Annotated in this window: 11 protein-coding genes; 1 reads left to right on the plus strand and 10 read right to left on the minus strand. The window is 60.3% G+C overall.

The features are described from left to right. Window positions 1–84 precede the first annotated feature (84 nt). The 9 genes from PMI18_RS16005 to arnB are packed head-to-tail and all read right to left on the minus strand — an operon-like array spanning window position 85 to window position 10,504. Window positions 85–1,704: an ArnT family glycosyltransferase gene (locus tag PMI18_RS16005; protein ID WP_007900214.1), complete on the minus strand. Its 1,620-nt coding sequence runs from the start codon at window positions 1,702–1,704 to the stop codon at window positions 85–87. Beyond that, window positions 1,677–3,056 (minus strand): UDP-glucose dehydrogenase family protein, encoded by a 1,380-nt coding sequence (locus PMI18_RS16000; protein ID WP_007900217.1) that lies wholly within the window; start codon window positions 3,054–3,056, stop codon window positions 1,677–1,679. The genes PMI18_RS16005 and PMI18_RS16000 overlap by 28 nt, the downstream gene beginning before the upstream one ends. Then, entirely contained in the window at window positions 3,053–3,466 is a 414-nt protein-coding gene (arnF, locus tag PMI18_RS15995) for a 4-amino-4-deoxy-L-arabinose-phosphoundecaprenol flippase subunit ArnF (protein WP_007900219.1), read from the minus strand. The genes PMI18_RS16000 and arnF overlap by 4 nt, the downstream gene beginning before the upstream one ends. Beyond that, the gene (gene arnE / locus PMI18_RS15990; protein ID WP_007900223.1) at window positions 3,463–3,807 is read right to left on the minus strand and encodes a 4-amino-4-deoxy-L-arabinose-phosphoundecaprenol flippase subunit ArnE; all 345 of its coding nucleotides are present in this window, start codon (window positions 3,805–3,807) and stop codon (window positions 3,463–3,465) included. Before arnE ends, arnF begins: the two co-directional genes overlap by 4 nt. Beyond that, on the minus strand, window positions 3,804–5,453 hold the full coding sequence (gene arnT / locus PMI18_RS15985; RefSeq protein ID WP_007900225.1) for a lipid IV(A) 4-amino-4-deoxy-L-arabinosyltransferase: 1,650 nt from the start codon (window positions 5,451–5,453) through the stop codon (window positions 3,804–3,806). The genes arnE and arnT overlap by 4 nt, the downstream gene beginning before the upstream one ends. Continuing rightward, window positions 5,450–6,334 (minus strand): 4-deoxy-4-formamido-L-arabinose-phosphoundecaprenol deformylase, encoded by an 885-nt coding sequence (arnD, locus tag PMI18_RS15980; RefSeq protein ID WP_007900229.1) that lies wholly within the window; start codon window positions 6,332–6,334, stop codon window positions 5,450–5,452. The genes arnT and arnD overlap by 4 nt, the downstream gene beginning before the upstream one ends. Then, on the minus strand, window positions 6,334–8,343 hold the full coding sequence (gene arnA, locus PMI18_RS15975; protein ID WP_007900232.1) for a bifunctional UDP-4-amino-4-deoxy-L-arabinose formyltransferase/UDP-glucuronic acid oxidase ArnA: 2,010 nt from the start codon (window positions 8,341–8,343) through the stop codon (window positions 6,334–6,336). Before arnA ends, arnD begins: the two co-directional genes overlap by 1 nt. Further along, window positions 8,340–9,359, minus strand: a complete 1,020-nt coding sequence (gene arnC, locus PMI18_RS15970; RefSeq protein ID WP_007900234.1) for an undecaprenyl-phosphate 4-deoxy-4-formamido-L-arabinose transferase — start codon at window positions 9,357–9,359, stop codon at window positions 8,340–8,342. The genes arnA and arnC overlap by 4 nt, the downstream gene beginning before the upstream one ends. Beyond that, a complete protein-coding gene (gene arnB / locus PMI18_RS15965) occupies window positions 9,356–10,504 on the minus strand; it encodes a UDP-4-amino-4-deoxy-L-arabinose aminotransferase (protein ID WP_007900236.1) in 1,149 nt (382 codons plus the stop codon). Before arnB ends, arnC begins: the two co-directional genes overlap by 4 nt. A 351-nt stretch (window positions 10,505–10,855) precedes the next feature. Between arnB and PMI18_RS15960 the strand changes: the two genes are divergently transcribed. After that, window positions 10,856–11,794 carry a site-specific integrase gene (locus tag PMI18_RS15960; protein WP_007900238.1) on the plus strand — a complete coding sequence of 313 codons (939 nt, stop codon included), beginning with the start codon at window positions 10,856–10,858 and terminating at the stop codon, window positions 11,792–11,794. Window positions 11,795–11,944: 150 nt separating this feature from the next. Here the strand turns inward: PMI18_RS15960 and PMI18_RS15955 are convergent, their stop codons facing one another. After that, window positions 11,945–12,493, minus strand: coding sequence for a PqiC family protein (locus tag PMI18_RS15955; RefSeq protein WP_007900241.1), 549 nt, complete (start codon window positions 12,491–12,493; stop codon window positions 11,945–11,947). Window positions 12,494–12,505 lie beyond the last annotated feature (12 nt).

The following is a 12,505-nucleotide window of genomic DNA, read 5'->3' on the forward strand; positions in this document are numbered from 1 at the left end:
GATCTTGATCTTCGGCAACATCGAAACCGCCAAAAGATCGCAGCCTTCGGCAGCTCCTACAGTCGCCAACAGGTCCGGCCCAAACTACGGTTTCAAATGCAGCAACACGAAATCGTTTTTATCGAAACGTCCGCTCAACACCGGTTGCAGGGCCCCGAGCGAAGTCCCTTGCAAGGCCTTATAGTCGCTTCGATCCATCATCAACCAAGCCGGCGCAGAGAGGGCTTCCAGTTCCTGAATCGATTCGGTGAACACCGGTTGCAAATCCTGCTCGATATTGACCATGAACTTGATCGCCTTGGCATCCTTGCCCATACCGTGCAGCACCAGCGGCGCCGGGTCTTTCTGAACCTCTGCAAACGCGGCTCGGCTGAAGGTTTGCGTGTCGTAAAGCTGACGCTCAACCGGTTCAAACACCAGGATATAAACCGACCACAGCGCCAGGACTGCGCAACCGGCCAATACTTCGGCCCGCCAACGAGATCGGAACCACACCACCAGCGCGATGATCTGCAACGCGACAAGCACGATCAGTACCGGCACAAAGGCAGCCGGTTGCGTTGGCAGGCGCCGCTGCGCGATCAGCAATCCAATGATCAACAGCCCCGGAATCAGCAACCACAGCCCTTGAATTAATGTCCGCAACCCACCGAACACCCGACCCTGCGCCACCTGAAACGGGTACGCCGCAATGATCGCCGCCATGGGCAGCATCGGCAGCAGGTAACGGGCCTTTTTCGCTTGGGGGATCGACAGGCCAATCATCACGATCAACCCGGCCGCCGTGCAGTACTGCAACAGCCGCAATGCGGGACCGGCCTGCCGTGGATTCGTCAGCCAGACCGCGGCCAATACCAGCAACGCCAGCGGATAAGCGAGCGCATAGTTACCCAGCGAACGGGTGAAGTAATACAGCGAACCGCTAACCCCCTCGCTGCCGTCCATGCGCCCCAGGAACTGCATGCGCACCACGTTTTGCATAAAGGCCGGTCCGCCAATGGTTTCGGCCAACCACAGCAGCACGCCGACACATACCGCCAGCAACACGGCCGCCAGCAAGCCGAAACCGAACAACCGCGACCATTGGCGATTGAGCACGTAATAACTGCATAGCATACCGGTAGGAATCACCAGCCCGATCGGCCCGCGAACCCCGAAGCCCAGCAGCAACAAGGCAAGAAGTAATGGCAGCCGACGAGGCATCGCGAAATGATCGGTGGCGTACCCCAGGTAGAACACCGAAAACGCGACGGCCGCCAGCATCAGGTCCTGGGACACGGCACGGGTTTCAGTGACAAAGGTACTGGTCAGCAACATCAGGGCGATGCTCAGCAGCGCCCAGCGTCTGGAGTACGGCGCGAGCAACCGGTACATCAACGTGACAATCACAGCAGCAGCGATGGCGCTCGGCAACCAGGCGCTGAGGCTGTTGACCTGCCCGAACGGCAGGGACAACAACCAGATGAACAGCGTCGAAACCGCTGAGTAATCGGCATAGGGCTGACCATAAGTAGTCGGAAAAACCGATGGCCCGTGACGCAGCATCTCCTGGGCGAACAGCACGAACCGCGAGTCAAAACCGATCGCCGCTTGCTGATAAACCCCGGCGATGAACAGCATTAGCGCCAGCAGCCCAATCCCCACGGACTGCCGACGAATGCCGGGCGAAACCGTGTTCACGCCACGACCGAGGCCGCTGGCCATTGCTGATGGGGAATCGGCAGGTTGCGCGATTCACCGCGGCCCATCGGGAAGTACAGGAAACCGCTGCGGGCCAGGCGCTCGGTGTCGTACAGGTTGCGCCCGTCAAAGATCACCGGTGCGTTAAGCCGCTGCTGGATCAGGTTGAAGTCCGGCGCTTTGAACTGCTGCCACTCGGTGCAGATGATCAAGGCGTCGGCCCCGGTAAGAACCGATTCTGGTGTGCCCATGAGCATCAGCTTAGATTCGTCCGGGTAAAGGTGCTGGGTTTCCTGCATGGCTTCCGGGTCGAACGCCCGCACACGAGCCCCGGCGGCCCACAGCGATTCCAGCAGCACCCGGCTCGGCGCATCGCGCATATCGTCGGTATTCGGCTTGAAGGCCAGGCCCCACACGGCGAAGGTCTTGCCGCGCAAATCGCCCTTGTAGAAGGCGTTGATGCGTTCGAACAGTTTGTGTTTCTGCCGCTGGTTGATGGCTTCCACCGCTTGCAGCAGGTCGCTGGAGCAGTGGGCCTCTTCGGCACTGTGAATCAGCGCACGCATGTCCTTGGGGAAACACGAGCCACCGTAACCGCAGCCCGGATAGATGAAGTGGTAACCGATGCGCGAATCGGCACCGATGCCCAGCCGCACCGATTCGATGTCGGCGCCCAGGTGTTCGGCCAGTTCGGCAATCTGGTTGATGAAACTGATCTTGGTCGCCAGCATGCAGTTGGCGGCGTATTTGGTCAGCTCGGCGCTGCGCAGGTCCATGAACATGATGCGGTCATGGTTGCGGTTGAACGGGGCGTAGAGGTCACGCATCACGTCGCGCACGTCATCGCGTTCACAGCCGATGACGATGCGGTCCGGGCGCCGGCAATCGGCCACGGCCGAACCTTCCTTGAGAAACTCGGGGTTGGAGACGATATCGAACTGCAGCAGCCGACCGACCTTGAGCAGGCACTTTTCAATATGCGCGCGCAGCGTATCGCCCGTGCCCACTGGCACCGTGGATTTCTCCACCAGAATCACCGATTGTTCGCGATGACGCGCCACCGCTTCACCCACCGACAGCACGTAGCGCAGGTCCGCCGAACCATCCTCCCGGGACGGCGTGCCGACGGCGATGAACAGCACCTGGCCATGTTGCACCGCGAATTGTTCGTCCGTGGTGAACTGCAGCCGTTTGGCTTCCAGGTTTTCGCGCACCAGGCTGGCCAGCCCCGGTTCGAAGATGCTGACGTGGCCTTGTTGCAGCAACGCAACCTTCTTCTCGTCAATGTCCATGCACACCACGTCGTGGCCGACTTCAGCCAGGACGGCGGCCTGCACCAGACCAACATAACCGCTACCAAATACACTGATTTTCATGAAGCACTCCTGATAGTGGGCGCGTGAGCAGGTCGAGAGTTGATGGTGATGACACCGAGGATGACCAGCGCCACCCCGAGGGTTTTCGAAAGGCTGAAGGATTCGTTGAACAACGGCAGGCTGGCGGCCAGCACGTACACCAGCGCGTAGCTGATGCTCAGCAGCGAATAGGCCCGGCCCAGGGGCAGATCCCGCAGGGCGGCGAGCCAGGTAATCATCGACACGGCGTAGGCGAGGATGGCGGCCAGCACGACAAATACAGCGGACACATCGACGCTGCCGTTGCTCAAGGAGGCCTGCCATTGTTCGGGATGCGGCAAGCGGGTCATGCTCCAGCGCATGCCCAACTGCGCGGCGCTGCCCAGCAGCACGCTGCTCAGGGCGAAGGCGAGTCCGCGACGCAGGCTCATGCGTGTTGCCCCAGTAGCGCCACGCCAGCGATCACCAGCGCCACGCCCAGCCAGTGACGACGGTCGATGGTTTCATGAAAGACGAAACGGGCGACCAGTGTGATCAACACGAAATTCAGGCTGAGCATGGGATAGGCAACGCCGACTTCGAGGCGCTGCAACACCAGCAGCCAGACCAGCAAGCCCAATCCCAGAGAGGCGAGCGCCAGCCACAGCCACGGCGAGCGTAGTTTCTCGCCCAAGCCCGACGTTTTGCCGCGCCAACTTTCCACGGTGTACTTCTGGGCGATTTGGCCCAGGCAGGTCAGCAGGCAGGCAGCCAATACGAGCAGCAGGCTCATGACGCCCCCTGAGGAAAGATCAGAATCACCAGGTTGCCTTGTTCATAACGTTTGCCATCCTTGGGCAGTCGTTCGATTTCTTGCAGCTCGCCATCGCCCTTGACCCGCATCACCACGCCGACCGAACCACTCTGGCGGGCTGCGCGCATCCACTGTTGCACCTTGTCCGGGTCGACTCGCTGCCTCACTGAATCAGGATAGGCGAGGCCATATTTCAATTCGCCTATCGTGTTGTATAACGCCACGTCGGGGCGTTTCAGACGCCAAGCCAGGGCTGAAGCGGCGCCCAGATCGTTGCTCAACAGCTTGCCGGTCTGCGCTAGTTCTTCGGCGTGCTCAAGGATGAACTGGTCAGGCATCTTGTTCGCCACCACCGAGTCGGGCATCCCGGCCGGCAGCACACCGATCAGCAGCAAACTGCCGAAGGCCGGTGCCGCCCAGCATTGCAACGGGCGGAACGCTTGCAGCAGGTTGGCCATGATCCAGCCGATCAACCCGATGAACACCAGTACCAGGTTGTGCAGTTCATGGTCGTACAGCGGTTTTTTAAGTTGCAGATAGATCAGCGCAATCAGGGTGATCAGGCCCAGCGTCAGGTTCAGCAGGCCATTGATCCCCAGTACCCGGCCCCGTTCCAGCTTCAGACGGTCGGCCAGTGCATGGCCCAGCAACAGCGCCAGGGGCAGCAGGCAGGGCAAGATGTAGGTCGGCAATTTGCCGTTGCTCAGGCTGAAAAACGCCAATGGCATCAACAGCCACAGCAACAGGAAAGCGATGCCTGCCTGATGCCGGGTCTGCCACGCCTGTTTCAGCGCCGACGGCAGCAACGCTGCCCACGGCAGACTGAACGCCACCAGCAACGGGAAATAGAACCACCAGGGTGCGTCATGCTGGGCGTCATCCCCGGCGAAACGGCGAATGTGTTCGTGCCAGAAGAAGAACCGCCAGTAATCGGGTTCCTGCGCGTGCACCGCCAAGGCCCACGGCAGGCTCACCGCGATGGCCACGACAATCGCCACCGGGCCGTAAGTCAGCAGCTCCCGCCAGCGTTTTTGCCAGAGCATCCAGGGCAGGGCGATCAGCACCGGCAGCAGCCAGGCGAGGAACCCCTTGGTCATGAAGCCCATGCCGCAGGCCAGCCCCAGCACCGCCCAACCGAGCAGGCGCCGGCCACGGCTGACGCTGTCCAGCGCAAACCACAAAGCCACCAGGCTCAAATTGACCCAGAAGGTGAATTGCGGATCGAGATTGGCGTAGCCGGCTTGCCCGGCGACGATAGTAAAACTCATGTACAGCAGCGCGCAGGCGAAGCTCTTGCGCGGCTCGTTCCACAACCGTCGGGCGATCAGGTAACACAGCAACACGCTCAGCCCGGTGCTCAGCACCGAGGCGATGCGCACACCAAACAGGTTGTCGCCAAACAGCGCCTGGCCGATGGCGATCATCCAATAGCCGGCCACTGGCTTTTCGAAGTAACGCAGGCCCATGAAGTGCGGCGACACCCAGTTACCGCTCAGGAGCATGTCCTGGCTGATCTGGGCGTAACGGGTTTCGTCGGGAATCCATAAACCATGGGTGCCCAGCGGCAGCAAGTACGCCAGCGCCAAGACGACCAGCAAAAACGGCAGTGCCCAGCGCTTGCTCATGCGCCTTGTACCCCCAGCCAGCCTTCTCGGCCCTCGAGGGTGCCGCGCGCGACATGACCCAAGGGTAAAGTGGCGGGCGCCTCGGGCAGCAGATCGCCCAAGGGTTGGAAATGAATGTCCTGCCGGCGCGCATCGGCCAGCAGTTGACGGAAATCGTTGGCCATTAGAATCCCTTCTACTTCGGCATGGATCGTGTAGACGTTGAGTGCTTGCGGGGCGAACCGCTCAAGAATGAAGGCATTGAAGTCTTTGGCCGCGACGTTCGGGCCGACCACCTCATCGAAGGTCGGCAAGTCCACCGGAATCTGCGGTGTCCCCGGACTGCCATCGGCCAACGTCGGCCGGAACAGGCGCTGGCCCCGACAATCGCTGTTGTAGCGAAAGCCGAAACCCTGCTTGGCCTCGATCACACGCTCGTCCGCCCGCCAGCCGGCAGACGCCGAGCACTCGACTTTTTGCCCGAGGATGTCACTGAGGCTGTCGACGCCACGGCGAATCTGTTCGATCAGTTGCGCCTGGCTCCAGCGCCCGGCATTGGCCTGCCAGCCGTGGTGATCCCAAGCGTGCAGGCCGACTTCATGCCCGGCCGCCAGGGTCTGACGCATCAGGTGCCCGAGGTCGCGGCCGATCGGTTTGCCCGGCCACGCGGTGCCGGCCAGCAAAATGTCCCAGCCATACAGGCCGGCAGCGTTGGAACGGAGCATTTTCCAGAGAAACTGCGGGCGGATCAGGCGCCACAAGTGGCGGCCCATGTTGTCCGGCCCGACACTGAAGAAAAACGTCGCCTTGACCTGAGCCTCATCGAGCATGTCCAGCAGATGCGGCACCCCCTCACGGGTGCCTCGGTAAGTGTCGACATCGATTCGTAGGCCTGCCTGCATCAGCATGATTCTTCTGTAGATTCTCGCTCCGCGACTTCGAGCATGGCTTCACGCAAGAAGAAGTCCAGCGTGTTGCCGATGGTCTCGCTCATCTCGACCGTTGGTATCCAGTCAAGCAGACGTTTGGCATTGGCGATGCTCGGTTTGCGATGAGACACGTCCTGATAGCCAGTGCCGTAAAAGGCTTTGCTTTCGATGTCGCGGAATCCGGCGAACGGCGGGAAGTTGTTGCGCAGCGGGTGAGCCTCGAACTGACGCAGCAGCTCTTCGCCCAACTGACGAATGCTGGCCTCGTTATCCGGGTTGCCGATGTTGATGATCTGGCCGTTGCAGGCATCGTTCTCGTTGTCGATGATCCGCGCCAAGGCTTCGACGCCATCGGCGATGTCGGTGAAGCAACGTTTTTGCTCACCGCCATCGAACAGGCGAATCGGTGTGCCTTCCACCAGGTTCAGGATCAGTTGGGTGATGGCACGGGAACTGCCGATGCGTGCCGAATCCAGACGGTCCAGGCGCGGGCCCATCCAGTTGAAAGGGCGGAACAGGGTGAAATTCAGGCCTTTCTGGCCGTAAGCCCAGATCACCCGGTCGAGCAACTGCTTGGAGGTCGAGTAGATCCAGCGTTGCTTGTTGATCGGACCGACCACGAGGTTGGAGCTGTCTTCGTCGAAGTTGCCATCCTGGCACATGCCATAGACTTCGGAGGTCGACGGGAAGATCACGCGCTTGTTGTACTTGACGCAGTAGCGAACCAGTTTCAGGTTCTCTTCGAAATCCAGTTCGAACACCCGCAGCGGATTGCGCGTGTATTCGATCGGCGTGGCAATCGCCACCAGCGGCAGAACCACGTCGCACTTCTTGATGTGGTACTCGATCCACTCCGAATGGATGCTGATGTCGCCTTCGACGAAGTGGAAGTTCGGATGGCTGCGCAGCCGCTCGATGGCGTCCGAGCCGATGTCCAGGCCGTACACTTCATAGCGGTCGTCACGCAGCAAGCGTTCGGACAGGTGATTGCCGATGAAACCGTTGACGCCGAGGATCAGCACCCGGGTGCGACGCGGTGCACCGCCCGATTCGGCGCCACGCAGCACCGAGCCATCGACCAGCCCCAGTTCGTTGGCCAGTTGCGGGCCGCTCAGGTACAGGCCGTTGTCGTTACGCTGGCCGGCGTTGATCACCAGCGAGTCTTCGCCGCAAGCAATGCGCAGCGGATCGACACTGATGACCCGGCCCGGTGCCTGGCCTTCATTGCCCTTGACGACGTCCGCGCTCCAGACAATCAGCTTGTGCTCGCCCACGGCGCAGAAGGCGCCCGGGTAAGGCTGGGTCACGGCGCGGACCAGATTGAACAGCTCTTGAGCCGGTTTGTTCCAGAGCAGTTTACCGTCCGCCGGGGTGCGACGGCCGAACACCGTGGCGTTGGATTCGTCCTGTGGGGTTTCGCTGACTTTGCCCTCAAGCAGCGCGGGCAGTGTGTCGCGCAGCAGATCGGTGGCCGCCAGGCGCAATTTACCGTGCAAGGTCAGCGCGGTGTCGGTGCGCGCAATCGCCACCCGTTGCTGGGCGATGATCGCGCCGGCGTCGGCACGTTTGACCATGCGGTGCAGGGTCACGCCGGTTTCCGTTTCACCGTTGACCAGCACCCAGTTGGCCGGTGCCCGGCCACGGTAGCGAGGCAGCAATGAGCCATGCAGGTTGAACGCACCTTTACTGGCCGTGGCCAACAGCGGTTCGCTCAACAGATTGCGGTAGTAGAACGAGAACAGGTAATCGGGGTTGAGTTTGCTGATGCGCTCGATCCACAGCGGGTGGTTGGCGTCTTCCGGGGCGTGCACCGGGATGCCTTTGCGCGCGCACAACTGCGCAACCGAGGCATAGAACGCGTTTTCATTCGGATCGTCGGGATGGGTGAACACGGCGGCAATCTCGTAACCCGAGTTGAGCAGGGTTTCGATGCCGGCACAGCCAATATCGTGATAAGCGAAGACAACAGCTTTTGCGCTCATGAGAGAACCTGATCTGAAGAAGTGGAAGTGAGGCCGTCGACGATGACAACGGGAGCAGAGACAGAAGGGGTGCTACGCAGAACCTTTTCGATGAAGAACCGTGGACGCGCCCGGACGTCGCTGTACATGCGGCCCAGGTACTCACCCAACAGGCCCATGCCGATGAATTGCCCGCCGGTAAAAACGAACAGCACGGCGAACAGCACAAACAGACCGTCGCCGGCCCACTCCGCGCCGAAGACCAGGCGCAGGACAATCAGCATGACGGCGAACAGCAGGCCGATGCCGGCCATGCCGAAGCCGACGATGCTCAGTAATCGCAACGGTGTGGTGGTCATGCAGGTGATCAGGTCGAACATCAGGCTGATCAAGCGCATCGGGCTGTATTTGGATTCGCCGTGTTCGCGCTCGGCGTGGGTCACCAGAATTTCCGTGGTGTGGCGGGCGAAGCTGTTGGCCAGGATCGGGATGAAGGTGCTGCGTTCACGGCAAGCGAGCATGGCGTCGACGATGGTCCGGCGATAGGCGCGCAGCATGCAGCCGTAGTCACTCATGGCAACGCCGGTGGAGCGTTGCACGGCGAGGTTGATCAGCTTCGACGGCCAGCGGCGCAAGGCCGAGTCCTGACGGTTACTGCGCACCGTGGCAACCACGTCGTAGCCCAGTTCTGCCTGAGCCACCAGCCGCGGGATTTCTTCCGGCGGGTTTTGCAGGTCGGCGTCGAGGGTGATGACCACATCACCCTTGCACTGTTCGAAACCGGCCATGATCGCCGCGTGCTGGCCGTAGTTACGGTTGAGAATGACCGCCACCACCGGGCTGCACTCGCGATTGGCAGCGTCCTCGAGGATTTGCGCCGAGTTGTCGCGACTGCCGTCATCGACCAACACGATTTCGTAATCCTGGTGCAGTTGCTGGCACGCCGCTTCGGTGCGCCGGAGCAACTCGGGCAGGCTGTCTTGCTCGTTGTAGATCGGAATGACGATTGATACGCAACGGATCGGATAAGGTTTCACAGGTTTCTGTCCAGTGTTTTTTCAATGGCGCCGACGACACGATCGACATCATCGGTGGTCATGTCGGGGAACAACGGGATCGAACACAGCCGCGCCGAATTCCATTCGGTGTTGGGCAGGTAGATGTTGGGGAAACGCTGGCGGTAGTACGTGTGCAGGTGCGTGGCGATGAAGTGAATGCCGGTACCGATGTTCTGTTCTTGCAGGGCTTTCATGAACGCCTCGCGGTCCAGCCCGCAACGTTCGGTGTCGATACGCAGAATGAACAGGTGCCAGGCGTGCTGCTGCGCATACGCCGGAATGGCCAGTGGTTGCACTGGCAAGCCTTCCAGGCATCGCAAATAGGTTTGGGCCAGCGCCGTGCGCTTGGCGTTGATCGCGTCCAGACGCTCCAGTTGCACCAGGGCGATGGCCGCGTTGATGTCGGCCAGGTTGTACTTGAATCCGGGTTCGATCACCTGGGCCTGGGGCTTGCGGCCGTGGGTGAGGCGATCGTAGGCATCGACGCCCAGGCCATGAAACTTGAGCATGCGCACCCGAGTCGCCAGGGCTTCATCGTCACTGACAAACATCGCGCCCTCGGCGCAGGTCATGTTCTTGATCGCGTGGAACGAGAAGATCGCCGTGCCTTGGGCACCGACGTGCCGACCTCTGTAGAAAGTGCCCGCCGCATGCGCTGCGTCTTCGATGACGGCGATGCCATGTTTGTCGGCCAGCGCGTAGAGCGGATCGAGGTCGAACGCCGCGCCGGCGTAATGCACCGGAATGATTGCCTTGGTGCGCGGTGTGATTGCTGCTTCGATGCTCGCCAGTTCGCTCATCAACGTGTCGCGGTCAACGTCGACGAAAACCGGCGTCGCGCCGAGCAGGCAGATCATGTTGGCGGTCGATACCCAAGTCTGGGACGGGGTAATGACTTCGTCGCCGGGACCGATTCCCAATGCCAGTAATGTGATGTGCATGCCGCCGGTGGCTGAAGACAATGCGACGGCATGGCGACAACCGACATAGTTGGCGAAGTGTTCTTCCAGTTGCTGGTTTTTCGGCCCGGTGGTAATCCAGCCAGAGCGCAGTACTTGCTCTACGGCAGCAATTTCTTCATCGCCGATACTGGGGCGCGAGAAGGGGAGAAACGCCTGATTCATAGTAATCTCCGGGCGAACGAAGCCCTTCAGCGAAATCGCTGAAAGAAGCGTATTTTCAAAGGCTTAGCCGGTAAGCCAAGAAGCCATCAATTGACTTTCCGGGCCATGACCGGCAGCGTGACGGCCCCTCGGGCTCGTCGAATGAAGGGAAGGTTAGACCCGATTTTGTCAAAGGAACATGAAAAACCGGTAGGCGAATCGTTTATCTGAAGCTCATACAGCCACTGTTCAGACTTCTGCCGCTTATCGTGCTTTTTATAGGAAAAGACTTACAGAAGTGTCCGCGTTAAAGAACTTGTGTTGCATTCCTTAGTTGTTTTGTTGAACTTTATTCATTTCAAGGCCGTTTCATTGATTGACTTACCTGCTACTGAATCCATCGCTTCAAAAGCCAACCCGTTAACCCTGTATCTGGCGCGCCTGGCACCGTCCAGCCAGTTGACCATGCGTTATGTATTGCAGGACGCCGCCGACCGTCTGGACTTCGAAGACGTAAACATCGACGAGATTCCCTGGCATCAACTGCAACCCGAGGATGTCGTTGCACTGGTGGCGACCTTGCGCGAAGACGGCTACGCACCCAACACCTCGTCGCTGTACGTTAACGCGGTGCGCGGGGTGATGAACGAAGCGTGGCGCATGAGCCTGATCAGTCAGGAGCACTTGCTGAAAATGCGTTCGGTCAAAGGCATTGCCGGCACACGACTGTCCCAGGGGCGCAACCTCAAGCGCACCTTGATTCGCGACTTGATGGAGGTTTGCGCCGCCGATCCACGGCCACAAGGGCTGCGGGATGCGGCAATCATCGGGATTCTGTACGGTTCGGGGATGCGCAAATCGGAATCGGTGAATCTGGACCTGGCCCAGGTGGATTTCACCGAACGCAGCCTGTGCGTCACCGCCAAGGGCAACAAACAGCTGATCAAGTACGCGCCAGCCTGGGCCTTCGCCAAACTGGATGCGTGGCTGCAGTTGCGGCGTTCGCAGTTAAAGGAGGGCGAGACGGACGATCCGTTCCTGTTCAACCGCATCCGTCGTGGCAGCCACATTACCCGCGAGCGCATCACCAAACATGCGATCTATTACATTGCCCGGCAACGCGGTGCACAAGTCGGGGTGAAAATCATGCCGCACGATTTCCGGCGGTCGTTCATCACCCGAGTGATTGAAGAGCACGACCTGTCGATCGCGCAGAAACTGGCCCACCACAGCAACATCCAGACCACCGCCAATTACGATGTGCGCGACGACAACGAACGCCGTCGGGCGGTTGATCGCTTCGATTTGTAATGCCGGTAAGTCAAGACGCAGCACCTGTGGGAGCGTGGCTTGCCCGCGAAGAATGCACCGCGGTTTTTCAGGTACTACGCGTCATCGTTCTTCGCGGGCAAGCCACGCTCCCACAGGATTTTCGTCGCTCAAATTTCTTGACTACCGGCATTACGCCGAAGGGCAGCCTTTTTGCGAGCCGATCGCCTGACTGATCAGCGCAGCTAACCGTTTCACATTGTTCTGATGGGCGAGCACCAGCTCATCAATGCTCGGGCCGGCGGGGGTCTGCAACGTGCTGCGACAGGTGATCAGCGCAGCATCGCCGGGGCTTAGACTACGCAGGCGCCATTTGACGTCGATCAGTGCGTATTGACCGGGGATCGAATCAAAGCGCTGCACGTCCAGTCGCAACGACACTCTGCGTTGCAGATTGCTGGTGACCAGTTGATCGACCAAGGCGCTGCGCAACTCGTCCACCAGGCTCGCCGCCCACCATTCGGTTTCGAGGATCGCCAGGCCACTATTGCCCTGGCGAATGACAATCTGCGGGCGATCGACCTGGGGCGGCACCGTGATGCCTTCGATCTGAATCTCCGCGCCGCCGCTTGCGCCACTCAGTTGGGTCGGGGTCAGGGTATGGAACTGAATCGGATCGCTGCGGCAAGCGGTGAGCAGTAACAGTGCAGTGACCAGCGAGATCTTCAGCGGGAAAGCCATGGGTATTGCTCC

Source organism: Pseudomonas sp. GM102 (genome assembly GCF_000282555.1).
Taxonomy (GTDB): Bacteria; Pseudomonadota; Gammaproteobacteria; order Pseudomonadales; family Pseudomonadaceae; genus Aquipseudomonas.